A 23,121-nucleotide genomic window follows, 5' to 3' on the forward strand; every position below is an offset into this window, starting at 1 on the left:
CTCTGTTCTGCGCAATCGGATCGTTATTTCAAACGCGGGGGCTTGGCCGGATCTGATCCCGGCATCTGCGGCTGATAGCTTTGGGCGGCTTCCACCTTCGGCAGGTCGAACCGCAACCCCACGCGCGACAGCCGCGCCGAGATCTCCTCGCTGGCCGCAAAGAACCCCACATCCAGCGCTCCGGCCTCGATCCCCGAAAAGGTCAATGCCTCGCCGGCGGCCTTCGCCAGCGCGGCCTCGGCCCCTTCGGTTGTACCGATAAAGGCCAAGAGGTGACCGCTGCCGCCGCTCTCATAGGTTACTGCGGCAAGATAGGCGGTCTGCGCCAGGCCGGCGGCAGTCGCCAGCTTGGCATCCAGCGCTGTCAGCAGAACTTCGGGCAGCCCCTTGGGCGGGCGCACCTCGGATATGGATGCCTCCACCTCGCCCGGCGCATGCGACAGCGTCTCTGCCAGCCAGCCCATCGCCGCCTCCGGGATCAGGATCGACGACGGCGCAACCTCCAGATTGACCCCCAGACCAATGCCCTGCCCGGCCAGCATCTGCGCGATCACCCGACCTGAAAGCGCGGCATAGGGCACGATCCGGTCGGCAAACTGCGCCAGACGTTCCTGGCGGTCGAACACCAGAACAAACTGCCCCTCGCCAGTATCAAACACCTGCGGGCTGATCCGCTCGCCCTCCGGCTCCTTGTCCAGCAGCATGAACAACTCGCTATCCGCAAGCCGTTCGAAAAACCGCAAACGGGCCGCGTCATCTTCCGGAGCCGCCTCCATGGCTGCGTGAGCCAGATCCAGCGGGGTCAGTTCAGTCATCATCCATCAGCTCCTTCACCCTCGCACGCAGGACCGGCAGCAGCTCTGCCTCGAACCAGGGGTTGCGTTTCAACCAAGCCGTATTGCGCCAGGACGGATGAGGCAAGGCGAAGACATCCTCCGGCAGGGATCTCCAGCCCCGCACGACCTCCGTCACGCCTTTGCGGGTGCCGAGGTGATAGCGATGCGCATGCCCGCCAACCAGAATACGCAGGCGCACCCCGTCCAATGCGTCCATCACGCTGTTGTGCCAGGTTTCACCACAGATGCGCGGTGGCGGCAGGTCGGCCTTCTTGGCGTCATAGCCGGGAAAACAGAACGCCATGGGCACGATGGCCACCCGTTCACGGTCATAGAATTGCGCCTCGCTCAGCCCCAGCCATGCGCGCAACCGGTCGCCGGAGGGATCGGTAAATGGTTTACCACTTTCATGCACCCGCAGCCCCGGAGCCTGACCGGCGATCAAGATCCGTGCACCGCCCGCGAACCAGACCACGGGACGCGGCCGATGGGCCGTTTGCGTCGCCGCGAACCGCTCGGCACAGATGCGACATTCGGCAATCATTTGCTGCAGTTCCGAGACCCGCTTCACCCGTATTCCTTTCGCTGAAATGCTGCGATACTGACCTGACCGGGCCACGCGCGATAACGCAATCGTTCCCGCTCTATGGCATGACATCGCTCAAATTCGACATATTTGCGCCTGAATCAACGCGTAAACCGTTAACGTTCCTGTGTTAGCACTCGCTGCACAGGAACGCGTCGGGTCGCTTTGAACGCCCGGCAGGGCATATGGTTCGCATCACGCGAATGAAAACACCGCCCGAGCGGGCGAACAACAAGAATGGCGCGAATGCGCTGAGGGAACATAGCAGGGTGTATGGACACTCTGTTGATTGAGGTAAGAGACGGCAAGCCGAGCAGGTCATGTTGGAATTTGTGAACGTCAGTAAATCCTTCTGGACCGGGACCCAGCGCAAGGTGATCCTGGACAAGGTCTCCTTTCAGGTAGAGCTTGGCACCTCGCTTGGCATTCTGGCTCCAAACGGCACCGGCAAGACCACCCTGATCAATATGATGGCGGGTCTCGAAAAGCCGGACGACGGCGAAATTTACCGCGGCTGCAAGATTTCCTTTCCACTGGGGTTCATGGGCGGCGTTGTCGGACGTCTCTCGGCAATGGAAAACAGCCGCTACATCGCCCGCCTGTATGGTCTGGACCCGGATTACGTCGAATCCTATTGCCGCTGGCTGTGTGGTCTGAATGAGTATTTCGACCAGCCCCTTGGGACGTTTTCCGCCGGTATGAAGTCCCGGTTCACCTTTGCGCTGATGCTGGCCCTTGATTTCGATATATATTTGATTGACGAGGGCATGCCCAGCTCCACCGATGTGGAGTTCAATCGCAAGGCTGGCACCATTTTGCAGGAACGATTGGCAACCACGACGATTGTCATCGTCTCCCATCAGCCCAGCACGCTGGAGAAATTCGCAAACAGCGCCGCCGTGCTGTCGAACGGGCAGCTCCACATGTTTGAAACCTTGGAAGAAGCGAAACAGCTCTATGACTACGAAACCCAAGGCTAAGAGATTTCGCATCCGGCGTTCACCGTCCTCCTTCGGGGAGGCCGAGGCCCGCACCTCTGCGACCGCCCGCCCGGTAGACCCGCCACGGCAAAGCCCTGCCTCCTTTGCGGCCGCAACCGAGCCCACCGGGGCAGAGCACCAGCAGGCACAGCCGTCAGGTCCATCGCCCGCGGCACCGTCGCGACCAGCCGCAAACGCCGCGCAAACCAGTGGCGATCAGGCAGCGTCCGCAGCTGCGGGCGCGGGATCCACTGACATCGAAGAGATCAAACGCGAAGGCCTCACGGGGCGCCAACTCCGCCTGGCCCGTCGCGTGGCGCAGAAACACGATTTGCCGGCGACCTCGGATTATGACGCCGTGCGCCAGCTGCGTCAGATCGGTATTGATCCGTTCAAACGCTCGAACATGCTGGAACTGGTGGTTCCGCAGTCCAAACAGGCGTCAGTGCCCGCCCCGACATCACCGTCAGGGGCCGATGCACAGACCTTGCCGCAGACAGTCAGCCGGGAGAAAGCCGCACCTCCCACGCCCGGACACCTCAGCCCCGCTGAGCGTCGCAACCGTGAAATCCAATCCATCCAACGTGACATTGCCCGCCGCCGTCGGCGCAAGATGGCATTGCTCGGCGCACGGGTTGGGGCCTTCGTGATGATCCCCACATTTGTCGTGGGGTTTTACTATTACAACGTCGCCACGCCGATGTACTCCTCCCACTCGGAATTTCTGGTGCTGAAGGCCGACAGCACGGGCGCGTCCGGGTTTGGCGGCCTGCTCAGCGGCACTCAGTTTGCCACCAGCCAGGACTCGATCGCCGTGCAGGCCTATCTGCAATCCAAGGAGGCGATGCGCCGTCTCGACGAAGAAGCGGGCTTTCGCGCGCATTTCACCCAGGACTGGATTGATCCGATCCAGCGGTTGGAACCTGGCGCCACCAACGACGACGCCTATACGATATACGAGCGCAATGTGAAGATCGGCTATGATCCGACCGAAGGCGTGGTGCGGATGGAAGTATCCGCTGCCGAGCCTGAGGTTGCGGCGGAATTCTCCAGCCGACTGATTTCCTACGCGCAGGAGAAGGTGAACCACCTGTCCGAGCAGAAACGAGACGACCAGGTCGGCGATGCCGAGCGTGCGCTGGAACTGGCAGAACAGCAGCGCCGGGACGCGCAGGCCGAACTGGTGCGTCTGCAACAGCAGGGCGCCGTCCTTGACCCGGAAGGCGTGATTGCGTCTTTGCGCAGCCAAATCAACACGTTCGAACTGCAGCTGCAGCAAAAGAAGCTGGAACTGGCCGCCTTGCAGGACAACCTGCGCCCGAACGCGGCAAAAGTCGAAGGCACCGCAGCCGATGTCAAACGGCTGGAAACCCTGATCGACAACCTGAACAAGCGGATGACGGATGCGTCGCAAGGCGAAAACTCGCTTGCCTCTCTGAGTGTCAAGATTCAGATGGCGCAGGCTGATCTCGCGACCCGCGACATGATGCTGCAATCGGCACTACAGCAGGTGGAACAGACCCGCATGGAGGCCAATCGTCAGGTGCGCTACCTCACCACCGCGGTTGAGCCGGTTCCCTCCGACAGCCCGTCCAGCCCGCGCAAGTTCGAAAATACGATTTTGGCTTTCCTGATCTTTTCCGGTATCTACCTGATGTGTGCCCTGACGGCATCCATTCTTCGGGAACAGGTATCTTCGTAAACTCATGAAAAAAATTGACATCAATGGTATCACCATTGGCAATGACTGTCCTCTGACCGTCATTGCCGGCCCCTGCCAGCTGGAAAGCGCCGATCACGCGCAGATGATTGCCGGCAAGATGAAGGAAGCCTGCGACGCCGCCGGCGCACAATTCGTCTTCAAGGCCTCGTATGACAAGGCCAACCGCACATCGCTCTCCGGCAAGCGCGGCCTTGGCATCGACGCCGGGCTACAGGTGCTCGCCGACCTACGCGACATGTTTGGCGTGCCGGTGCTGACAGATGTCCACACCGAAGCCCAGTGCATCGTCGCCGGTGACGTCGTCGACATCCTGCAAATCCCGGCGTTCCTGTGCCGTCAGACCGACATGCTTCTGGCCGCTGGCAACACCGGCAAGGCCGTGAACATCAAAAAGGGTCAGTTCCTGGCGCCTTGGGACATGGACAATGTGGTGTCCAAGGTCGAGAGCACCGGCAACAACAAGATCCTGCTGACAGAGCGCGGCACCTCCTTTGGCTACAATGCGCTGGTCGCCGATATGCGCGGCCTGCCCCGGATGGCGCAAACCGGATATCCCGTCGTCATGGACGCCACCCATTCGGTACAGCAGCCCGGCGGTCAGGGCGGATCGACCGGTGGACAGCGCGAATTTGCGCCGGTGATGGCGCGTGCTGCCGTTTCTCTGGGCATTGCCGCGGTTTTCATCGAAACCCATGAAGATCCGGACAACGCACCCTCCGATGGGCCGAATATGATTTACCTGAAAGATATGCCGCAATTGATTGATACATTGATGGGGTTTGATGCGCTTGCAAAAGCGGATCCGATCCGTCTCTGAGCTCCATTATTTAAGAGAGTACAATTATGACCAAGCCTCAGCCCGAAGTGACGCCCAACACCTGGGAGTTCCTGCGCGACGCGATGATCAAGCCCACGGGCTTTCGCGAATATGACGCGCGCTGGAAGTACCCGGAAGAGATCAACCTGCCCGGCATGACCGCACTGGGGCTTGGCCTCGGCACCCAGATGATCCGCCGGGGCATCGCACCGGTGATTGCCGTCGGCAATGATTACCGCGACTATTCCCTTGCCATCAAGAACGCGCTGATGCTGGGCCTCATGCAGGCTGGCATTAAGGTCAAGGACATCGGTCCCGCCGTGTCTCCGATGGCGTATTTCGCGCAGTTCCATCTCGATGTGCCCGCGGTCGCCATGGTCACCGCCTCGCACAACCCCAACGGCTGGACCGGGGTGAAGATGGGCTTTGACCGTCCGCTCACTCATGGTCCGGACGAGATGGGCGAGCTGCGCGATATCGTGCTGCGCGGTGAAGGAGAGCGGCGTGAGGGCGGCTCGTACGAATTTGTTGAGGGAGTGAAAGAGGCCTATATCGACGATCTGGTCGGTGACTTCAAAATGTCCCGCCCTCTCAAGGTCGTCTGCGCCACTGGGAACGGCACGGCATCGGCCTTTGCCCCAGAGATTTTCGAGCGCATCGGCGTCGAGGTTGTGCCCAGCCACAACACGCTGGATTACACCTTCCCCCACTACAACCCCAACCCAGAAGCCCTTGAAATGCTGCATGATATGTCCGACAGCGTCAAAGCGTCGGGGGCTGATCTGGCGCTTGGGTTTGACGGCGACGGCGACCGCTGTGGCGTGGTCGATGACGAGGGTGAAGAGATCTTTGCCGACAAGGTTGGCGTGATCATGGCGCGCGATCTATCCAAGATCTATCCAAATGCCACGTTTGTTGCAGATGTGAAATCCACCGGCCTCTATGCGTCTGATCCCGAGCTGCTGAAAAACGGTGTGAAGGCCGATTATTGGAAGACCGGCCACAGCCACATGAAGCGCCGGGTGAAGGAAATCGGCGCGCTGGCTGGCTTTGAGAAATCCGGCCATTACTTCCTCGCGGAACCGATCGGTCGCGGCTATGACTGCGGCATGCGCGTCGCGGTCGAGGTCTGCAAGATGCTGGACCGCAACCCCGACATGAAGATGTCCGACCTGCGCAAGGCGCTGCCAAAGACCTGGGCGACGCCCACCATGTCCCCCTATGCCTCTGACACCGAAAAATACGACATCCTCGCACGTCTGGTCGACAAGCTGGTCGCCAAACACGCCGCCGGAGAGACAGTTGCCGGCCGCGCCATTCAGGACGTCGTCACGGTGAACGGCGCGCGGGTGATCCTCGACAATGGCTCCTGGGGGCTGGTGCGCGCCTCATCGAACACGCCCAATCTGGTGGTGGTCTGCGAAAGCTCTGAGAGCGAAGCCGAGATGCGCGCGATCTTTGCCGATATCGACGATGTCATCCGCACCGAACCGGGCGTTGGCGATTACGATCAAACCATCTGAGCACGCCCTCAGCGATAAAGACCAAAGAGGCCGCGCCTTCCGTTCCGAAGACGCGGCCTTTCTCATGTCAGGTCGCCAACCAGCGCGACGGCACCCTTCAGCTTTTCTCAAATACCTCGGGGTCCGGGGCAGCGCCCCGGTCCGTCCTCGCCTCAGTCGCCGCCAAGGAACTTCAGCAACTGCTTGCGTGCTTCTTCCTCAACGCGGCGCTTCAGCGCGTCATTGACGTCTTGTTCAGTTTCGACCGGCACACCCAGCTCTTCGCTCAACTTGTCACGCACCGCTTGCTTGGCCTTTTCCTCAGCCTCATCCAGCTTCGGCTGCACCAGCTTGCTCAGATCCGGCTTGATCTCCGGGTCGAACCAGGAGCCACGGATCCGCACCGGCACGGAAATGCCCGACGACGTATCGCTGGCGAATGCCGTAGGGGTGAAGGTGTAATCCAGATCCTGCGCGCCAAGCCCCACACGGCCCTCACCTTCGGCCTTCAGCATCTTGAGCGCAGCGCGCAGATCATCATTGCGCAGGGTGCCATCTTCCATCGCGAAACTGGCCGTCAGCCCCTCAAAGATGGTGGAGCCGCCATTGCCCCCGTCCGGGTCCATGATCGCCTGCAGGTCAAAGCCGGTGAAAAACCCTTTGCCAAGCTCCACGTTGCCCTTGCCATCCAGCGAGCTCATGATCTGGTCCATGGAATTGCCAACACCGAGGAAATCCAGCGCCCCGGATGCCTCGCCGTGCAGCTTGTCATATCCCGCCAGCTGGCCCAGCGCCTCCTGCATCTGCACCTCGGCAAAGCTCAGCCGCCCGGCGACCGACAGGCCGTTGCGGTTGTTGGCAATCAACTCCCCCTGTAACGCGCCGCCAAAGGCCTGCACCGGCAGCAACGACAGCACCGCACGCGCGCGCTCAACCGCCAGCGTCAGCCGGCTTGGTCCAAGCGTCAGCGAGGAGGTTTTCAGCCCCTGCACATCCAGCGAGATCTGCCCGTCCAACAGCGCGAGGGCCGAGGCATCAATCGGCTCTGTCGACCAGCCCCGCGCCGCAGCGCCGCCCGTCCCTGCGCCCCCGGCGGAGGACGCAGGTGCAGCATCCAGCGCACTTAGATCGAGCACATCGCCCTTCAACGCCGCCGTCAGCTGCAGCGGCGAGGCGCTTGTGTTCACATCAGCCTCCCCCGTCACCGTGTTCTGATCCAGCGACAGGCTCAGGTCACGCAGCGCGATGCGGCCGTCCGGCGTATAGGTGGTGTCGGCAGCAAATTCGACCGTCCGGCCCAGCCCCTGCGGGATCTCTGCCGGCTCAAGGCCCAGCGCCGCCATCAACGCGCCCGTGTCCTCGCTGGCGCCCGTCACACGTCCGTCAAATGCGCCGGTCAGATCCGCCCGCCCATCCAGCCGCGCCTTGCTGGCCTGTGTCGTCACCGTCGCCCCGACCGAGGCCACCTGCCCCAGCAGGAATTGCTTGAAACTTCCCACTTCCCCCTGAACCCGCACCGGTTTTCCCGATGGGCGCACTGTCAGATCTATCGTCGCGGTGCCGTTGGGATCAGGCCACAGCAGGTTCAGGTCCACCTGGCTCATCTCGATCACGTCCTGACCATGCGGCGCATAGCGCAGCGAAGCCCCGTTCAGCGTCACCGCCTCGATCGCAAAGGAGGCGCTCTCTTCCGTCGCGCTCTCACCCGCTGCGCCCGCTTCGGCCTGTGGGCTTTCAAACACCCAGTTGCCCATCCCGTCCTCGCGGGTTTCCAGGTTGAGATGCGGCACGATCGCCGTCAGCTCGGTGATGCGCACATCGCCCCGGATCAGATCCGCCGCATCCACGCCGATCACCAGCCGCCCGGCGGTCAGCATCGGCTCCGGCCCCGCCCAATCCGCATTGGCAAGCGCCACGGTGTCGGCCTGAATGCCCAGCGTCGGCCAGAGCGAGAATCGCACGTCACCGCCAAACACCACCTGCCGACCGGTCTGCTTTTCGATCTGCTGCCCCACCAGTTCTGCCAGCTTCTGCCCCGGAATAAACGCCAGAATGGCAAAGGCCGCGGCGACGGTCAGAACAAGGGCGGTAAGAAGACGAAGGATCAGGCGCATGGCTCGTGGCCCCTTTTTGGGAATTCAGCAGATGTCTGGCCCAAGTTCAGGGCTTTGCACCAGATTACAACCCTCACCCGCGGGATCAATCCGGCCGTGTCCTCAAAACCATGGCTCAGCGCAGCCGGAACCGCTGGCGCAGCGCCAGACCGAGAAAAAACAGCAGCGGTAGCGACAGCACGGTCTGCGCTCCGGACAGCACCTGGAGCACGGGCGGCATTTCGTCCAAAATCTCCCCCAGGGCGCCTCGACCAAAGCCAAACAGCGGAAACAGGTTGGAAAAGCTCAGCGCCATCGCTGTGCCCATCGGGCGTTCAACAACGCCCGGCGGTGCGGGCACGCAACAGCTTGCAAGATAGCCCCAGAAGGCAGCACCGCCAAAGGCCCACAGACACAGCAGCCACACAAGAGGCCGCTGGATCGAATACCCAAAGTCGGACAGCCAGCCAAACAACAGATAAGGCAGCCGCTCGGTGAAGCTGCGCTCTTTGCTCCGCCCTTCACTGGACAGCCCGGCACAGTCTTCACTGGGCAGCCCGGCAAAATGCATTTCCCGGCGAAAGAAGAAATGCGCGTCCTCCGGCAGCCCTTGCTGGGTCAGCACATGGCGAATGGTGGCACAGCTTTCGCGCGCACTGACCGGATCCTGTTGCGTTTTCTGTGGCCAGAAGGTCCGCCCCTTGAGGTCTTTGTCTCGTTTAATTTCATTCGGCGTCGGTTTCATCCGCGCGGTAAAGCTGGTCTTGTCATGCAGCACCGCGCCCGAGAAATCCGGATAGCCATCACAGAACAGCGCCTGACGGAAGGAGGTTGGTTTTTCAAACAGACAGTCACTGAAATCCGGGATGCAGGGTTCTTCAGTAGAACTCCCGAAACGGGTTCCTGTGAAATAGGCAAAGCCGCTGAAACTGGCGGATTTGAACTGGGCATTCTGTGCAAAGGTGGCTGCGCAAAAGTCAGCGTCCTGCGTGAAGGTGACGGAGGCGAACCAAGCGTCCTGTTTGAAGGTAGCAGAACTGAAAGAAGCGGACTGCTGAAAGGTAGCGGAATCAAACGAGGCGTTAGAAGAGAAAGTCGCTTCGACAAACACTGCGTCCTGTGTGAACGTAGTGTAATCAAATTCAGCTGACTGTCTGAAGGTGACGAAGGCGAACCAGACGGCCTGCACGAAAGTCGCAGCTTCGAACATAGCATCCGACGCGAAGGTCGCGGAATGGAACAACACATCTCGTCTGAAGGTAGTGGTGTCAAACAAAGCATCTAACTTGAATGTTGCAGAGTCGAACAATGTAGCCGACATGAAAGTAGCTGACGCAAACCGAGCCGTCCGCATGAAATTGGCGAGGATAAATGAAGCCTCAGACGCAAATACAAACCCGTCCAACACAAGTGTATTGGCGAAGTATGTTGATGACATATCTATGAGGCGCGTGGCTTTCGGCAAATCGGGTACGGTGCCGACCTCTGGATTGCGGCGCCTATACTCCGCAGCGAACCGGGCCTTGATCTCCTCCGACAGGTCCTCCCACGCCTCCAGCTCTGCCACATCAATTTTCGATGATTTTGCCGCCGCCGCGCGCTCCTCAGCACTCAGCGTTTGACCGGACCAGGCATTCCACGCCCGGCGGTTCTTTTCGTGCAATACCCGATCAATCAACTCCCCTTTCTGCTCATCATGAAGCGTCATCAGGATGTACCAGGGGTTTTCACTGGCCGGGCGCAGGCCCTCTGGGGTCTCTGGTGGGCGCGTGTCGGCGGAATCGGGCATCAAAGTCTCACGTCATTGCAAATCAACTGCCCGGAGCCTAGCGCAGCTTTTGTGTTCCGCGAAAGGCAGATGGCCGCCCCGCCCCCTCAATCAGGGGCACATTGCGCGCAAACCCCCTATTCCCTTGACCGCGCGCGCGGTCTATAGGACGGCCATGACCAGCAATCCGCCAGATCTCCGCCCCGACCTCGCGCCGAAACCCTCCTTTGGCGCCGCCCCCCGCAAGGACCAGCCGAGCCTCGGCATGGTCTCCCTCGGCTGCCCCAAGGCGCTGGTGGACAGCGAACGCATCCTGACGCGGCTGCGCGCCGAGGGCTATGGCATCTCCGCCGATTACGCCGGCGCCGATGCGGTGATCGTCAACACCTGCGGCTTTCTCGACAGTGCCAAGGCCGAAAGCCTGGAGGCCATCGGCGAGGCACTGAAGGAAAACGGCAAGGTGATCGTCACCGGCTGTCTGGGGGCCGAACCCGATTACATCCGCGAACACCACCCGCGCATTCTTGCCGTGACCGGCCCGCATCAATACGAACAGGTGCTGGATGCGGTGCATGCCGCCGTGCCGCCCAGCCCGGACCCGTTTGTGGACCTGCTGCCCGCCACCGGCGTCAGCCTCACGCCGCGGCATTTCAGCTATCTGAAGATCTCCGAGGGCTGCAATCACAAGTGCAAGTTCTGCATCATCCCGGACATGCGCGGCAAACTGGCCTCGCGCCCGGCCCATGCGGTGCTGCGCGAGGCGGAAAAGCTGGTTGGCGCCGGCGTCCGCGAACTCTTGGTGATCTCTCAGGACACCTCCGCCTATGGGCTGGATCGCAAGTACGACGTGAACCCGTGGAAAGAAGGCGAGATCCGCAGCCATATCACCGACCTCACCCGCGCGCTGGGGGAACTGGCCCCGGCGGAGGAGCTGTGGGTGCGGCTGCATTACGTCTACCCCTACCCATCTGTGCGCGAGCTGATCCCGCTGATGGCCGATCCCGCCAATGCGGTGCTGCCCTATCTCGACATCCCCTTCCAGCACGCCCACCCGGACGTGCTGCGCCGCATGGCCCGCCCTGCCGCTGGCGCCAAGACGCTGGACGAGATCCGCGCCTGGCGCGACATCTGCCCCGAGATCACCCTGCGCTCCACCTTCATCGTCGGCTACCCTGGCGAGACGGAAGCGGAATTCCAGCATCTGCTGGACTGGATGGACGAGGCGCAGCTGGATCGGGTGGGCTGCTTCAAATACGAAAACGTCGATGGTGCGCGTTCAAACGCGCTGCCGGATCACGTGCCCGAGGAGCTGAAGCAGGAGCGCTGGGAGCGGTTCATGCAGAAGGCGCAGGCAATTTCCGAGGCGAAACTGGCCGCCAAGGTGGGTCAGACCATGCAGGTTATCGTGGACGACATCGACGCGGACGGCATCGCCACCTGCCGCACCAAGGCCGACGCGCCAGAGATCGACGGCAACCTGTTCATCGACGAGGGCACCGATGCGCTGAACGTCGGCGATCTGGTGACGGTCGAGGTGGATGAGGCCGGGGAGTATGATCTATGGGGCGCACTGCGCTAACCTCGACTGATCGGTCCGGCCGAGAGGCCGGACAGCCCCCGAACTTCCGAACCGAAGGTCGCGAGATAATCAACGGATTATTCAATATTAAGCAGTAGATCCCTTAGTTTATACCCTTTTGAGGTAAGCTCAAACATCCGCTCAGAACGAATAACATCTTTCACAAAACCTTCGCTGGATAGGAGTTGCAATGCCTCCTCTACTTCAACATCAAGCCTTTTGCCATTACCAAATAACTTCCGATCATCGGGTGACAGTGTCATACTGACCTCTTGGACAATTTGAGAAAGAGACCGGTTTTTTTCTGCATTTCCAAGTACGATTAACGCGTAACGGCCTGCGACATTCAAATGACTATTTCCTTTCAACCATTTCGCCTCTCGTTCTAACTCCTTCCCCTCGCGTTCATTATCATTCTTAGACCTAGCGGCAGCCAATTCATCAACGGCCTCTTGTCCAAGATCTTCCGCATCCTTATCTCTCCTAGCGCGCGCTATAAGTTCATTTTCTTCCTGAGCTTCTCGATCAGCTCTCGCACGCCTAAACTTAGTTTGCGCGTCTAATCGCTCAGCCTCGACTCGATAACCATTTATTTCTCGCTTCGTCGCTTCATCTTGCTCCAAGCGATGCAACCAAAATTTCGGCCACCGTGCCGCCCACGCACCAACAAAGGTCAGGATCGGTAGGATAAGTGCCAAGCCTACCCCGGTGAAAATTGGCCAAAAGATTGAATTTGCGAAGCTGTATAGCGCCTCAATCTCGGAGATCTTGAACTGAGCTGACCTGCCAGAGAAAAATACCAAAACAGCCCTCCAATTCCAAAAAAGAAGGCTAAAGGCGACGCTGCCAAGAATGGGGGAGCGAACTCTCTCGTTAATACTTTGCACAAATTGCTGAAAAAAATCCCCCATAGGACGTCCCTAAAGCGTTTCACACTTAAATAATGAAGTCTACGCGGCGACGCTTGTCACACAAGGCTAAAATATAGATAAAAGATAAAATCCCCTTCCGTACCAAAAGAAAAAGTGGGCTTTTTGTTGTTATGTTTGTGTTGTATTTCGAGTGCAGCTTTCGGCTTTGCTTGCGACTCTTCCTCAGCCCCCTACTCCGCCGCCACCGCGTGCTCTTCCTTCAGGTAGGCAAGCAGATCGGCGTTGCGGCAGTAATCCGGCGTGCGCTCGATCTCGCCCTCAAGGCTTGCCAGTTTGCGATCGCAGACCTGCGGGCAGGCGCAGCGGGTGCAGCGCAGCACCGCCTCGGCGATTTCCTCGAACTGCAGGGTACCGCTGACCGCCTCTTCCTCAAGGTCCAGCCCCATGGCCCTGCCCATACGGTCAAAGAGGGCCGCGTGTGTCTTCAGCTGTTCCGGGTCGGTCATGATACGCGCTCCTGATCCTGTTCACGCGGATCACTCTGCCAGCGCGCAGGGGCGGACGCCTTGATGCAGGTCAAATAGACCTATGGCCACCGCCCCCCGCTCAGCGGGCTTCCAGATAGGCGCGCACCGCGTCCTGCACCCGGCGGAACCGATCACCGCCCAGCTTCTTGCCGCCATACCAGCGGGTGACGATGATGACGTGGTCCGACAGCCCCTCGCGCTCCATCATCCGCAGGATCACCATGCCGGCGCCGCTCTCGCCATCGTCGGCCTTGAGGCCGCCGGTGGGCAGCATTGCCGCCCAGGTGTTGTGGGTCGCCTTGGCATAAGCGCGCTCTGCCTTTAGCGCCGCCAGCACCGCATCCACATCCGCACGACTGCCCACCGGGGCACCGGTGACCGCATACTTCGAGCCCCGATCCGTCAGCACCACGCCAAGTTTCGTCAACGCCACGGGCGCAGCGTCCGGGTTCTTCGTCATCATCAGCCCTCAGTTCAGACCGTATTTACGGATGGTTTTCTTGACCACCAAGATGCGGTCGGGGTTGGCCGGATGCGTGCCCAGAAAGGCATCCCCCGGATCCGGGATGGCATCGAAGAACTGGACCCCGATGCTCGGACGATAGCCCGCCAGATGGGTAATCACCGTGCCCAGCGCATCCGCTTCCAACTCAAACGCCTTTGAATAGCTGCGCGCGCCCACCACAGCGCCCACATACTGCGCATTGGCGATTTCCTCCGGCGTGCCCCCTTCAAGCGAGACCAGTTCTCCCAGAAACACGGCCCCCTGCACGGCATTGCGCCGCTGCTGGTCCAGATGGCCGAGGATATGATGCGCCACCTCATGGCTCATCACAAAGGCCATCTCGTCTGGATTCCTGAAGCTCTCCAGCATGGACGCCGTGAAGATCACCAGCGGACGCCCGCTGCGGTCCACCGACTGAAAGGCATTGGCAGGCGCCTTGGGGTCCATATCCAGTTGCAACTCGAAGTCACAGTTGCGGTTGGGATTGCGCTTGCGGCATTCGGCCTCGGCCACCGGCTCCACATCCTGCGCCACCGCGACAAAGGCGCGATAGGTCGGGTCATCGGCGGTGATACCGGCACAGCCGGCAACCCACAGGACAATGAGAATCAAGAAACGACGCATGACATTCCACGGTTGAACACACTCAGGCTAGCCCGGTTCCGGGCGAGGGTGCAATCAACTGGCGCGGTTGTGCGTCCACATTGCGGTCCTGCCACCTGACGCTGCCCAAGATCATCGCTTGCCAGTGCCGCCCGGCCGGTGGCAAGCTGAAGACATGTTTACCATCGAGCATGAATTCGATTCCACGGTGATCACCCTCGTCGACGAGGGCAAGGCGCATCTGAACGAGGATGTGATCATCAACGCCTTTTCCGAATGTGTCACGGTCGAGCAATTCGACCCGCGCACCAACTCGGTTCAGCGCATCACCCTCTCTCCCGAGCAGCTGCAGGATCTTGCGGCCGCGCTCGACCTGCCAGAAGGCGTCTATCGGCTGGTGCTGGAAAAGAACAGCTGACGCCGTCCCCGTGTGGCTCTGGTCAAGGGACCGCCTGCGGTGGGAATCCGGTTGTCGCCCTCGGCGTCAGGCTGCGCGCACCACAAATGTCTTGTCGCGGCTGGTCGCACCCCGTCTCAGCTCCAGCCGTGACGGCGCCAGACCCAGCGCGCGGGCCAGAAGCGCCTGCACATCTGCCGTCGCCTTGCCGCCCTCCGGCACGGTTGTCACCAGAACTTTGATGATATCACCCTGCCGCTGCACGGCATTGAACGCCGCCTTGGGCGTCACCCGCACCGTGACTTCAGCCCCTGCCACGGCGAGGTCGCTGAGGTCCGCCATTTGCCGCGCCTTCGGCTTTGCCATCGCCTGCTGCTCCTACCTGATCGCCAGTCCATGTGCCCCATGTACCCCATGTGCAAGGGCGCGGGGCACCCTGTGCGGGCCTGCCCGTGGACAGATCGCACCTGCTTCACTACACGCCAGACAGGACAGTTCCCAGCCCGGCCCCTGCATCGCAGAGGTGGCCAGATGCAAGGCGTCTTGCCTCTTGAAACCCACGCCACGCTGCCCGACATAGGGCAGGATAGATGTAATAAGGTTTTACATATGCCGCAACGCAATGATGCCGCCCTCGATTTTCTGCAAACCCGCCGGTCTCGCCCGGCCAAGACCCTGATCGCCCCGGCCCCCAGCCGCGACGAGCTGATGCCCCTGCTCACCGCCGCCGCCCGCACGCCGGATCATGGCAAGCTGGAACCCTGGCGCTTCATCGTGGTGGAACAGGGCGCGATGGGCCGCCTCGGCGATCTGACCGAAGCGGCAGGCGCGCGGCTCGGCAAATCCGCCGAGGATATCGCCAAGGCCCGCAGCCAGTTCGACCTTGGGCAGCTTGCCGTTGTGGTCATCGAGATCCAGAAGAACAACCCCAAGATCCCGCCGCTGGAGATCACTTATTCCGCAGGTGCCGTCTGTTTGGCGTTGCTGAACGCGGCGCTGGCTGCAGGCTGGGGCGCCAACTGGCTGTCCGGCTGGATGAGCCATGATCGCGGGTTCTGCGAGGCCGCCTTTGACCTTGCGCCGAACGAGCGGGTCGCCGGGCTGATCCACATCGCCACCGAAGGCTCCGTGCCGCCCGAGCGCCCACGCCCGGATCTGGAGACGATCACCACCTGGGTCGACGCATGATCTTTACCGCTTTTGGCAAGGCCCTGGGCCAGGTCGGAGACCCGCGCTTTCGTCGGGTGCTCCTGCTTGGCATCGGCCTGACCTTTGCGCTCCTGGTGGCCGCCTATGCCGCGCTTTTGATGCTGATCCAATCGCTGGTCGGGCCAGAGACCTCCCTGCCCCTGATCGGTGAGGTCACGTGGATGAACGACCTGCTGTCGGTGGGATCGTTCTTCTTCATGATGCTGCTGTCGGTGTTCCTGATGGTGCCGGTCGCCTCGGCGATCACCTCGATGTTCCTCGACGAGGTGGCCGCCGCGGTCGAGGCGCGCCACTATCCGCATCTTGCGCCCGTGCCGGGCCTTTCGGTCTGGGAAGGCGTCAAAGACACGGTGAATTTCCTCGGTGTGTTGATTACCGCCAACGTGCTGGCGCTGGTGCTTTACGCACTCTTTGCCCCGGCGGCATTGTTCATCTTCTGGGGGCTCAACGGCTTTTTGCTGGGACGTGAGTATTTCACCCTCGCCGCTGCACGCAGGGTCGGACTGGTGGAGGCCAAGCGCCTGCGCCGACGCCATGGCGCAACCATCTGGGCGGCCGGTGTGCTGATGGCAATGCCGCTGTCGGTTCCGCTGGTGAACCTGCTGATCCCGATCCTCGGAGCGGCGACCTTCACCCATATCTTCCACGCCCTATGGCGTGCGGAGTGACCGCCTGAGATGCCAGCCAACCTGCGGGCGCGGCGATCAAATTTGATCTGGTAGCGGCGGCCTGCACGCCAGCGCCGCCCACCGCATCGTCACTGGCCACCGCATGGTCGCTTGCCACCGCATGGTCACTGGCCCGATCCGGGTCCGGCCAGGTGATCCGCGCCGGGCCGTCAGGTCCGGCGCTCGGCCCAACGGGCGCGATGCATGTTTCATGCCGTCGCAACGGGCGGGAGAACGCCACTCTCGCCGCTGATTTCTCGAATGATCCGATCAGGGACGATCCGGCAGACGGTTGAGCCAGTCGAAATCGTTGACGCTGATGACACCGGACCAGATCACCCCGGCGATGATCGCCCAGAGTACAGCCGCCGCCCCGGTCGTGATCCAGGCCTTCTGCTTCAGAAAATGCCGCTCGGGCGCGCCAGCATGGGTGCCGGGCACCACCGCTCCGGCATCGCCCTGGGTCTCCAATCGGATCGGGATCACCACCAGAAAGGTCATGAACCAGATGACCGCATAAAGCACGAGACCGGATGTGATACCCATGGGATGTTCCTTTCACGGGGCCAATAATGCAGGACAGCCTGCAGGACAATCAGTTCGGACACGTGGCCCGACAGGGGCCATCTAGTCTCAAACCTCTTCGAGTTCCACCAGGCAGCCGTTGAAATCTTTGGGGTGCAGGAACAGCACCGGCTTGCCATGCGCCCCGATCTTCGGCTCCCCCGTGCCCAGCACCCGCGCGCCTTCGGATTTCAGATGGTCCCGCGCCGCCAGAATGTCGTCGACTTCATAGCAGATGTGGTGGATACCGCCCGCCGGGTTCTTGTCCAGAAATCCCTGGATCGGCGAGCCCTCCCCCAGCGGATAGAGCAGCTCGATCTTGGTGTTCGGCAGCTCGATGAAGACCACGGTCACCCCATGGTCCGGCTCATCCTGAGGCGCCCCTACGCTTGCGCCAAGCGCATCGCGATACTGCGCCATCGCGGCCTCCAGGTCCGGCACGGCAATAGCTACGTGGTTCAGTCGTCCGATCATGGCAGGCTCCCTCAGCATCCGAAACAATATGTCCCCGTAAAGATCAAAACCCTACGTTTCTTGCAAGCCCACTGGCACACGCCAGAGATGTATATGACCGCGTCGAGACGTCACATCTGCCACCATTAAGAACTTGTTAGCCCAGATTCCATAGCGTCGGAGTATGTAATCAGTGAGGTCAGAACATGGACGATTCGGATCTTTTTGCCTCTGCGACCCGGCTGGGAAGTGGACGCCGCCCGCTTCTGGGTTTGACGATCCTTGTGGTAGAAGACAGCCGCTACGCCTGCGAGGCGATGCGCCTGCTGTGTTTGCGCAGCGGGGCCCGCATCCGCCGGGCCGACAGTCTGAAATCCGCCCGCCGACATTTGCAGGTCTACCGCCCCTCCGTGGTGATCATCGACATGGGCCTGCCTGATGGCTCCGGCGCCGAACTGATCGAAGCTCTGTCGGGCGCCTCGCGTCAGGTTGCCGTCATCCTCGGCATCTCGGGGGACGAAAACACTGAAAGCGCCGCTTTGGCCGCCGGTGCGGATGGTTTTCTGCCCAAGCCCATCGTCTCCGTCGCCGCGTTTCAGAACGCCATCCTCAACAACATGCCACCGGAGCGTCAGCCGATCGGCCCGCGCCCCATCACCGACGAGGCGGTCGAACCCGATATTCTCGCGTTTCGCGATGATATGGCACATGCGGCCGAAGTTCTCGACGAAGCCCGGGACGAAAAGACGCTGGACTATCTGGCCCAGTTCCTCGGCAGCGTCGCCCGTAGTGTCGGGGACTCCTCGCTGGCCACAGCCGCGACCCGTCTGGCTGAAACCCGCGAATCCGGAGGTCCGTTGGCCATTGAGACCGCCCATATTGCGGATCTCGTGCAAGAGCGGCTCCAACGCAAGATTGCGATCTGAGCCATGCTGCAGTCTCTTCTAATCGCTTCGCTGACCCTGGTCATCGTCTTGGTCGTGCAGGCTCGTCTAAGCTCCTCTGATGCAGAGGCCTCTCGTCATTCGATGCAGCCTCGACGCCCAAAAACGCGTTAGCCTGTGCTGCGCATTGCCTGTTCCAACAGACCAATCAGCGGGCCCGGCTCTTCCACTGGCAAAAAATAACGGTAGTCACTGCGCCCGGAATCGAGCGCCTCCTGCAATACGCCTTCGGGTGACAGGATCATTGAGCGCGGAATATAGTCACCATCCGGAGCGTAGGCTTGACTGATCTCCGGTTCCTGGTCCCGATCAACCAACACGAATATGAGGTTTCGAGAGAGCGCCTCTACGCGGCGCTCAAAGAAAACGGAACGAAATGCGCGACACGTCGGGCACCAGGTCGCGTGCACCAGCATGTAGATCGGCTTGCGTTCGGCCTGCGCCCGATCCAGCCCCTCACCGTAGCTGTGCCACGCAATACCCTCTGTGTTGAAAGACGCAGCACTGGCATCCGCAGAAACTGTCTCCGGCCAAAGAAAAGGGGCCGCCAAACTGGCAGCTCCCGTCACAATCTGTCGACGTCTAAGCATCAATCGTCTTGCGGGATCACCCGCAGGCCCAGCTCCATCAGCTGCTCTGCCAGCGGCTCGGACGGTGCCGCCATCATCAGGTCTTCGGCGCGCTGGTTCATCGGGAACATGATGACCTCGCGAATGTTGGCTTCATCCGCCAGCAGCATCACCATCCGGTCGATGCCGGCCGCGCAACCACCATGCGGCGGGGCGCCGTATTGGAACGCGTTGACCATACCGCCAAAGCGTTTCTCGACCTCATCCTTGCCATAGCCGGCAATTTCAAAGGCCTTGAACATGATCTCCGGCTTGTGGTTCCGGATCGCGCCAGAGACCAGCTCATAACCGTTACAGGCCAGATCATACTGGAAACCGCGCACGGCCAATGGGTCGCCTTGCAGCGCCTCCATCCCGCCCTGCGGCATGGAGAAGGGGTTGTGCTCGAAATCAACCTTGCCGGTTTCCTCGTCCTTCTCGTAGATCGGGAAATCCACGATCCAGGCAAAGGCAAAGCGGTCCTTGTCGGTCAGGCCCAGCTCCTCGCCGATCACATTGCGGGCCCGGCCTGCAACGCTCTCGAAGGTCTTTGGCTTGCCGCCGAGGAAGAAGGCCGCATCGCCGACACCCAGACCGAGCTGCTGGCGGATTGCCTCGGTGCGCTCGGGACCGATGTTCTTGGCCAACGGACCTGCGGCTTCCATGCCGTTGCCCTGATCGCGCCAGAAGATATAGCCCATGCCGGGCAGTCCTTCCTTCTGGGCAAAGGCGTTCATGCGGTCGCAGAACTTGCGGCTGCCGCCGGTCGGCGCGGGAATGGCGCGAATTTCGGTGCCGTCCTGCTCCAGCAGTTTGGCAAAGATCGCGAAGCCGGAGCCCGCGAAATGCTCGGACACCACCTGCATCTTGATCGGGTTGCGCAGGTCCGGCTTGTCGGAACCATACCACAGGGCCGCGTCCTTGTAGGAGATCTGCGGCCAGTCTTCGGCGGCATCCACCTTGCGGCCCTTGCCGAATTCCTCGAACACCCCCGCCATCACCGGCGCGATCGTGTCGAACACATCCTGCTGGGTGACAAAGGACATCTCCAGGTCGAGCTGGTAGAAATCGGTGGGCGAACGGTCGGCGCGCGGGTCCTCGTCGCGGAAACAGGGCGCGATCTGGAAATACTTGTCAAAGCCGGACACCATCATCAGCTGCTTGAACTGCTGCGGCGCCTGCGGCAAAGCGTAGAATTTGCCCGGGTGCAGACGCGAGGGCACCAGGAAGTCACGTGCGCCCTCGGGGGACGATGCGGTGATGATCGGCGTCTGGTATTCGTTGAAGCCACGATCCCACATGCGTTTGCGGATCGACTGGATCATCTGCGAGCGCAGCACCATGTTGTTCTGCATCTTCTCGCGCCGCAGGTCGAGGTAGCGATAGCGCAGGCGGGTTTCTTCCGGGTATTCCTGTTCGCCAAAGACCATCAGCGGCAGCTCTTCGGATTTGCCGAGCACTTCGATGTCGCGGATGAAGACTTCGACCTCGCCGGTCGGGATCTTGGCGTTGATCAGGCTTTCGTCGCGAGCCTTCACCTCGCCGTCGATGCGGATACACCATTCGGCGCGCACCTTTTCGATCTCGGCAAACACCGGGCTATCCGGATCCGCCATGACCTGGGTGACGCCGTAATGGTCGCGCAGGTCGATGAACAACAGGCCGCCGTGGTCGCGGACCCGATGGACCCAGCCGGACAGGCGAACGGTTTCGCCGACGTGGGATTTGTTCAACTCGGCGCAGGTATGGCTGCGGTATGCGTGCATGGATCTGGTCTCTCTCGGCTGCGGCTGGCGAGATGCGGGGCATCAGCGCCGGGCAAAATTCATCCGCACCCGTACACAGGGTTCAACCGGTCTTGTCAAGCAAACCGGGCCAATTGACCGACCTCACCGCCCTGTTTTGCACCACTGCAGCGGCGCGGGAGGCTCCCGCCCACGCGGGCCGCCCTGCACAGGCAGGGCAACACCTTGCGGTTGGGCCGGGCGCCGCGCGTTGCGCGGCGCCGCAGCCGGTCCCCCGCGGGGACCGGCTGCCCCCTCCGCTCGGGCATCCTGTCTGACACATCCGTCGGGAGAGAGGCGCGTGTCTACGCGCCAAGCCGCGCCGCGATCTGCCCCCGCAGTGCGTTCATCAGATGGATTTGCCGCGCCTGCCGCAAATCATCCATCGTCATAACCGCCTCGCGCAGCGCGCCGGCCTCCAGCAGGCTCTGACGGTAGATCCCCGGCAGACAACCGGAGGCCAACGGTGGTGTGAGCCTGTCGCCTTGCGCGGTGGTGACGGCGATATTGGTGATCGTTCCTTCGCAAAGCTCCCCGCGCGTGTTGAGGAACACCATCTCCTGCACCCCAGCCAGAAGGTCGCGCCGCACCTGGTCATAGAGCGCCCGCCGAGTGCTCTTGTGCTGCAACATCGGGTCATCTGCCTCCAGCCGCGCCTCGGCGATGGCAAATCGCCACGAAGCTGCGGCCGGCGGCATCGGAGAGGTCGCCAGATCCAGCGCGCCATCTGCCGCAAGGGTCATACGGCAGCGCAGCGGCGCCGAGCCCCACAAGCCCGCCACCAAACGGCTGGCTCCTTCCGCATCGAAGGGGATGCCAAACGCCGTCGCCGACCGTGCCATGCGCGCCAAATGCAGATCCAGCCGCGCCACGCGCGCCCCCTGCCCCGGCACATAGCCGAAGGTCTCGATCAGGCGGAAATCGGGGTCGTCACCTGCGCAAAACGGGCTTTCCACAGCGCTTCCTCATATTCCGAGGCCGCGGTGCTGTCCCAGACCAGCCCGCCGCCGACGTTGAAAGTGGCGCGGTCGCCGTCTAGAAGCACGGTGCGGATTGCCACGTTGAATTCCGACCGGCCATCCGGCGCCGCCCAGCCGATGGAACCGCAATAGATGTCACGCGCCCAAGGTTCCAGATCGCGCAGCACCTCCATGGCGCGGATCTTCGGCGCGCCGGTGATCGACCCGCAAGGGTACAGCGCGGCAAAGATCTCCGCCAGACCACAGCCCGCTGCCAGACGTGCCCGCACCAGCGACACCATCTGATGCACGGTGGTGTAGCTTTCGATCGCGAACAGCTCCGGCACATGCACCGATCCGGTCTCGGCCACGCGGCTGATGTCGTTGCGCAAGAGATCCACGATCATCAGGTTTTCCGCGCGGTTCTTCTCGTCCGCCTGCAGGAAATCGCGCCGCCGCGCGTCCTCTGCCGGATCGGCGCTGCGCGGCTGGGTGCCCTTCATCGGGCGGGTCTCGATCACGCCCTCACCCGTGGTGCGAAAGAACAGCTCCGGGCTGCGCGACAGGATCGCGGGCAAGCCCTCCTGCTCGATCAGGACCCCGTGCCCCACCGGCTGACGCTGTGCCAGAGCCGCGTATAGCGCCTCCGGACTGCCCCAGGCCGCGACATCAATGGGAAAGGTCAGGTTGGCCTGATAGATGTCGCCCGCGCCAATCAGCGCCTTCACCTGGTCAAAGGCCTGCGCATAGCGCGCCGCGTCCCAGCGTGGCACCGCCTCGCCAAAGCCTGCATCGCCCGCCCAGCGCGGAACCTCTGCCACCGCCGGCGCGCGGTACACCCCGAACTGCATCAACGGCAGACGCCGGCGCTCCGGCATCCGCGTCGAAAGCCGTGGCTCCAGCGCATAGCCCAGCTCATAGGAGGCATAGCCCGCAACCCAATAGCCCTCGGCGCGCGCCTCATCCAAGGCCGCCAGCGCATCCGGCACCTCCTGTGCGCAGGCGGCACGGATCATCCGCAGCGGCTCGGCAAATTGCGCCGCACCGCCGCCCTCACCACACACAGGGCCATTGTCAAACCGGAGTCGCACCGTCAAAGTCTCCTCACAGACTGTTGGAGCCCCGCATATAGCGGTTTGATCGC

Annotated in this window: 24 protein-coding genes; 9 read left to right on the forward strand and 15 right to left on the reverse strand. The window is 61.7% G+C overall.

Annotated features, from left to right (window positions below; translation table 11 throughout):
• Nucleotides 1–23 precede the first annotated feature (23 nt).
• Nucleotides 24–815 carry an SseB family protein gene (locus CLV89_RS07275; RefSeq protein ID WP_106163118.1) on the reverse strand — a complete coding sequence of 264 codons (792 nt, stop codon included), beginning with the start codon at nt 813–815 and terminating at the stop codon, nt 24–26.
• The gene (locus tag CLV89_RS07280) at nt 808–1,380 is read right to left on the reverse strand and encodes a uracil-DNA glycosylase family protein (protein ID WP_106162972.1); all 573 of its coding nucleotides are present in this window, start codon (nt 1,378–1,380) and stop codon (nt 808–810) included. Before CLV89_RS07280 ends, CLV89_RS07275 begins: the two co-directional genes overlap by 8 nt.
• 362 nt (nt 1,381–1,742) lie before the next feature.
• Here CLV89_RS07280 and CLV89_RS07285 point away from each other — a divergent pair, with 362 nt between their 5' ends.
• Genes CLV89_RS07285 through CLV89_RS07300 form a run of 4 tightly spaced genes read left to right on the forward strand, consistent with a single transcriptional unit; the run spans nt 1,743 to nt 6,465 of the window.
• Entirely contained in the window at nt 1,743–2,402 is a 660-nt protein-coding gene (locus CLV89_RS07285; RefSeq protein WP_106162973.1) for an ABC transporter ATP-binding protein, read from the forward strand.
• Nucleotides 2,380–4,104: a KpsE/RkpR family capsule polysaccharide export protein gene (locus CLV89_RS07290; RefSeq protein WP_106162974.1), complete on the forward strand. Its 1,725-nt coding sequence runs from the start codon at nt 2,380–2,382 to the stop codon at nt 4,102–4,104. Before CLV89_RS07285 ends, CLV89_RS07290 begins: the two co-directional genes overlap by 23 nt.
• 4 nt (nt 4,105–4,108) lie before the next feature.
• On the forward strand, nt 4,109–4,942 hold the full coding sequence (gene kdsA / locus CLV89_RS07295; protein ID WP_106162975.1) for a 3-deoxy-8-phosphooctulonate synthase: 834 nt from the start codon (nt 4,109–4,111) through the stop codon (nt 4,940–4,942).
• 26 nt (nt 4,943–4,968) lie between these two features.
• Complete coding sequence (locus tag CLV89_RS07300) at nt 4,969–6,465, forward strand: phosphomannomutase/phosphoglucomutase (protein ID WP_106162976.1); 1,497 nt, start codon at nt 4,969–4,971, stop codon at nt 6,463–6,465.
• Nucleotides 6,466–6,617: 152 nt separating this feature from the next.
• Here the strand turns inward: CLV89_RS07300 and CLV89_RS07305 are convergent, their stop codons facing one another.
• Together CLV89_RS07305 and CLV89_RS07310 are read right to left on the reverse strand one after the other, a co-directional pair.
• Nucleotides 6,618–8,558, reverse strand: a complete 1,941-nt coding sequence (locus CLV89_RS07305) for an AsmA family protein (protein WP_106162977.1) — start codon at nt 8,556–8,558, stop codon at nt 6,618–6,620.
• A gap of 115 nt (nt 8,559–8,673) precedes the next feature.
• Complete coding sequence (locus tag CLV89_RS07310; protein ID WP_165798097.1) at nt 8,674–10,245, reverse strand: pentapeptide repeat-containing protein; 1,572 nt, start codon at nt 10,243–10,245, stop codon at nt 8,674–8,676.
• Nucleotides 10,246–10,480: 235 nt separating this feature from the next.
• On the opposite strand from CLV89_RS07310, the gene rimO reads away from it, so the two are divergent.
• A complete protein-coding gene (gene rimO / locus CLV89_RS07315; protein WP_106162979.1) occupies nt 10,481–11,884 on the forward strand; it encodes a 30S ribosomal protein S12 methylthiotransferase RimO in 1,404 nt (467 codons plus the stop codon).
• A gap of 77 nt (nt 11,885–11,961) precedes the next feature.
• On the opposite strand, the gene CLV89_RS07320 is transcribed toward rimO, so the two are convergent.
• The 4 genes from CLV89_RS07320 to CLV89_RS07335 all read right to left on the reverse strand — a co-directional run bounded on the left by CLV89_RS07320 (nt 11,962) and on the right by CLV89_RS07335 (nt 14,412).
• Nucleotides 11,962–12,795, reverse strand: coding sequence for a hypothetical protein (locus tag CLV89_RS07320; protein ID WP_106162980.1), 834 nt, complete (start codon nt 12,793–12,795; stop codon nt 11,962–11,964).
• A 191-nt stretch (nt 12,796–12,986) separates the two neighbouring features.
• On the reverse strand, nt 12,987–13,262 hold the full coding sequence (locus tag CLV89_RS07325) for a DUF6455 family protein (RefSeq protein ID WP_106162981.1): 276 nt from the start codon (nt 13,260–13,262) through the stop codon (nt 12,987–12,989).
• Between the two features lie 100 nt (nt 13,263–13,362).
• Nucleotides 13,363–13,743, reverse strand: a complete 381-nt coding sequence (locus tag CLV89_RS07330) for a YigZ family protein (RefSeq protein ID WP_106163119.1) — start codon at nt 13,741–13,743, stop codon at nt 13,363–13,365.
• A gap of 9 nt (nt 13,744–13,752) precedes the next feature.
• Complete coding sequence (locus tag CLV89_RS07335) at nt 13,753–14,412, reverse strand: M48 family metalloprotease (protein ID WP_106162982.1); 660 nt, start codon at nt 14,410–14,412, stop codon at nt 13,753–13,755.
• Between the two features lie 154 nt (nt 14,413–14,566).
• Between CLV89_RS07335 and CLV89_RS07340 the strand changes: the two genes are divergently transcribed.
• Nucleotides 14,567–14,809 (forward strand): hypothetical protein, encoded by a 243-nt coding sequence (locus tag CLV89_RS07340; RefSeq protein WP_106162983.1) that lies wholly within the window; start codon nt 14,567–14,569, stop codon nt 14,807–14,809.
• A 66-nt stretch (nt 14,810–14,875) separates the two neighbouring features.
• On the opposite strand, the gene CLV89_RS07345 is transcribed toward CLV89_RS07340, so the two are convergent.
• Nucleotides 14,876–15,154 (reverse strand): DUF167 domain-containing protein, encoded by a 279-nt coding sequence (locus tag CLV89_RS07345; protein ID WP_106162984.1) that lies wholly within the window; start codon nt 15,152–15,154, stop codon nt 14,876–14,878.
• 243 nt (nt 15,155–15,397) lie between these two features.
• Here CLV89_RS07345 and CLV89_RS07350 point away from each other — a divergent pair, with 243 nt between their 5' ends.
• Nucleotides 15,398–15,976 (forward strand): nitroreductase family protein, encoded by a 579-nt coding sequence (locus CLV89_RS07350; protein ID WP_106162985.1) that lies wholly within the window; start codon nt 15,398–15,400, stop codon nt 15,974–15,976.
• A complete protein-coding gene (locus CLV89_RS07355) occupies nt 15,973–16,665 on the forward strand; it encodes an EI24 domain-containing protein (protein WP_106162986.1) in 693 nt (230 codons plus the stop codon). The genes CLV89_RS07350 and CLV89_RS07355 overlap by 4 nt, the downstream gene beginning before the upstream one ends.
• Before the next feature lie 270 nt (nt 16,666–16,935).
• Here the strand turns inward: CLV89_RS07355 and CLV89_RS07360 are convergent, their stop codons facing one another.
• Both CLV89_RS07360 and mce read right to left on the reverse strand, forming a co-directional pair.
• On the reverse strand, nt 16,936–17,211 hold the full coding sequence (locus CLV89_RS07360) for a DUF1467 family protein (protein ID WP_106162987.1): 276 nt from the start codon (nt 17,209–17,211) through the stop codon (nt 16,936–16,938).
• 87 nt (nt 17,212–17,298) lie between these two features.
• Entirely contained in the window at nt 17,299–17,703 is a 405-nt protein-coding gene (gene mce / locus CLV89_RS07365; RefSeq protein ID WP_106162988.1) for a methylmalonyl-CoA epimerase, read from the reverse strand.
• A gap of 185 nt (nt 17,704–17,888) precedes the next feature.
• Here mce and CLV89_RS07370 point away from each other — a divergent pair, with 185 nt between their 5' ends.
• Nucleotides 17,889–18,608 carry a response regulator gene (locus tag CLV89_RS07370; RefSeq protein ID WP_106162989.1) on the forward strand — a complete coding sequence of 240 codons (720 nt, stop codon included), beginning with the start codon at nt 17,889–17,891 and terminating at the stop codon, nt 18,606–18,608.
• A 128-nt stretch (nt 18,609–18,736) separates the two neighbouring features.
• Here CLV89_RS07370 and CLV89_RS07375 read toward each other — a convergent pair whose 3' ends face one another.
• The 4 genes from CLV89_RS07375 to CLV89_RS07390 all read right to left on the reverse strand — a co-directional run bounded on the left by CLV89_RS07375 (nt 18,737) and on the right by CLV89_RS07390 (nt 23,068).
• Entirely contained in the window at nt 18,737–19,177 is a 441-nt protein-coding gene (locus tag CLV89_RS07375) for a thioredoxin family protein (protein WP_165798098.1), read from the reverse strand.
• A 38-nt stretch (nt 19,178–19,215) separates the two neighbouring features.
• On the reverse strand, nt 19,216–21,000 hold the full coding sequence (gene aspS / locus CLV89_RS07380) for an aspartate--tRNA ligase (protein WP_106162991.1): 1,785 nt from the start codon (nt 20,998–21,000) through the stop codon (nt 19,216–19,218).
• Between the two features lie 323 nt (nt 21,001–21,323).
• A complete protein-coding gene (locus CLV89_RS07385) occupies nt 21,324–21,974 on the reverse strand; it encodes an aminotransferase class IV family protein (RefSeq protein ID WP_106162992.1) in 651 nt (216 codons plus the stop codon).
• Nucleotides 21,929–23,068 (reverse strand): aminodeoxychorismate synthase component I, encoded by a 1,140-nt coding sequence (locus CLV89_RS07390; RefSeq protein WP_106163120.1) that lies wholly within the window; start codon nt 23,066–23,068, stop codon nt 21,929–21,931. Before CLV89_RS07390 ends, CLV89_RS07385 begins: the two co-directional genes overlap by 46 nt.
• Between the last annotated feature and the right edge of the window lie 53 nt (nt 23,069–23,121).

Source organism: Tritonibacter scottomollicae, from assembly GCF_003003215.1.
GTDB classification, from domain to species: domain Bacteria; phylum Pseudomonadota; class Alphaproteobacteria; order Rhodobacterales; family Rhodobacteraceae; genus Epibacterium; species Epibacterium scottomollicae.

Excerpts from the sequence above, each read along its gene's own strand:
- CLV89_RS07280 (WP_106162972.1), bottom strand. The coding sequence starts at position 1,380 with ATGATTGCCGAATGTCGCATCTGTGCCGAGCGGTTCGCGGCGACGCAA.
- CLV89_RS07300 (WP_106162976.1), top strand. The coding sequence starts at position 4,969 with ATGACCAAGCCTCAGCCCGAAGTGACGCCCAACACCTGGGAGTTCCTG.
- CLV89_RS07290 (WP_106162974.1), top strand. The coding sequence starts at position 2,380 with ATGACTACGAAACCCAAGGCTAAGAGATTTCGCATCCGGCGTTCACCG.
- CLV89_RS07285 (WP_106162973.1), top strand. The coding sequence starts at position 1,743 with ATGTTGGAATTTGTGAACGTCAGTAAATCCTTCTGGACCGGGACCCAG.
- kdsA (WP_106162975.1), top strand. The coding sequence starts at position 4,109 with ATGAAAAAAATTGACATCAATGGTATCACCATTGGCAATGACTGTCCT.
- CLV89_RS07370 (WP_106162989.1), top strand. The coding sequence starts at position 17,889 with ATGGACGATTCGGATCTTTTTGCCTCTGCGACCCGGCTGGGAAGTGGA.
- CLV89_RS07325 (WP_106162981.1), bottom strand. The coding sequence starts at position 13,262 with ATGACCGACCCGGAACAGCTGAAGACACACGCGGCCCTCTTTGACCGT.
- CLV89_RS07330 (WP_106163119.1), bottom strand. The coding sequence starts at position 13,743 with ATGACGAAGAACCCGGACGCTGCGCCCGTGGCGTTGACGAAACTTGGC.
- CLV89_RS07275 (WP_106163118.1), bottom strand. The coding sequence starts at position 815 with ATGACTGAACTGACCCCGCTGGATCTGGCTCACGCAGCCATGGAGGCG.
- CLV89_RS07305 (WP_106162977.1), bottom strand. The coding sequence starts at position 8,558 with ATGCGCCTGATCCTTCGTCTTCTTACCGCCCTTGTTCTGACCGTCGCC.
- CLV89_RS07310 (WP_165798097.1), bottom strand. The coding sequence starts at position 10,245 with ATGACGCTTCATGATGAGCAGAAAGGGGAGTTGATTGATCGGGTATTG.
- CLV89_RS07350 (WP_106162985.1), top strand. The coding sequence starts at position 15,398 with ATGCCGCAACGCAATGATGCCGCCCTCGATTTTCTGCAAACCCGCCGG.
- CLV89_RS07340 (WP_106162983.1), top strand. The coding sequence starts at position 14,567 with ATGTTTACCATCGAGCATGAATTCGATTCCACGGTGATCACCCTCGTC.
- CLV89_RS07360 (WP_106162987.1), bottom strand. The coding sequence starts at position 17,211 with ATGGGTATCACATCCGGTCTCGTGCTTTATGCGGTCATCTGGTTCATG.
- mce (WP_106162988.1), bottom strand. The coding sequence starts at position 17,703 with ATGATCGGACGACTGAACCACGTAGCTATTGCCGTGCCGGACCTGGAG.
- rimO (WP_106162979.1), top strand. The coding sequence starts at position 10,481 with ATGACCAGCAATCCGCCAGATCTCCGCCCCGACCTCGCGCCGAAACCC.
- CLV89_RS07355 (WP_106162986.1), top strand. The coding sequence starts at position 15,973 with ATGATCTTTACCGCTTTTGGCAAGGCCCTGGGCCAGGTCGGAGACCCG.
- CLV89_RS07320 (WP_106162980.1), bottom strand. The coding sequence starts at position 12,795 with ATGGGGGATTTTTTTCAGCAATTTGTGCAAAGTATTAACGAGAGAGTT.
- CLV89_RS07345 (WP_106162984.1), bottom strand. The coding sequence starts at position 15,154 with ATGGCAAAGCCGAAGGCGCGGCAAATGGCGGACCTCAGCGACCTCGCC.
- CLV89_RS07335 (WP_106162982.1), bottom strand. The coding sequence starts at position 14,412 with ATGCGTCGTTTCTTGATTCTCATTGTCCTGTGGGTTGCCGGCTGTGCC.
- aspS (WP_106162991.1), bottom strand. The coding sequence starts at position 21,000 with ATGCACGCATACCGCAGCCATACCTGCGCCGAGTTGAACAAATCCCAC.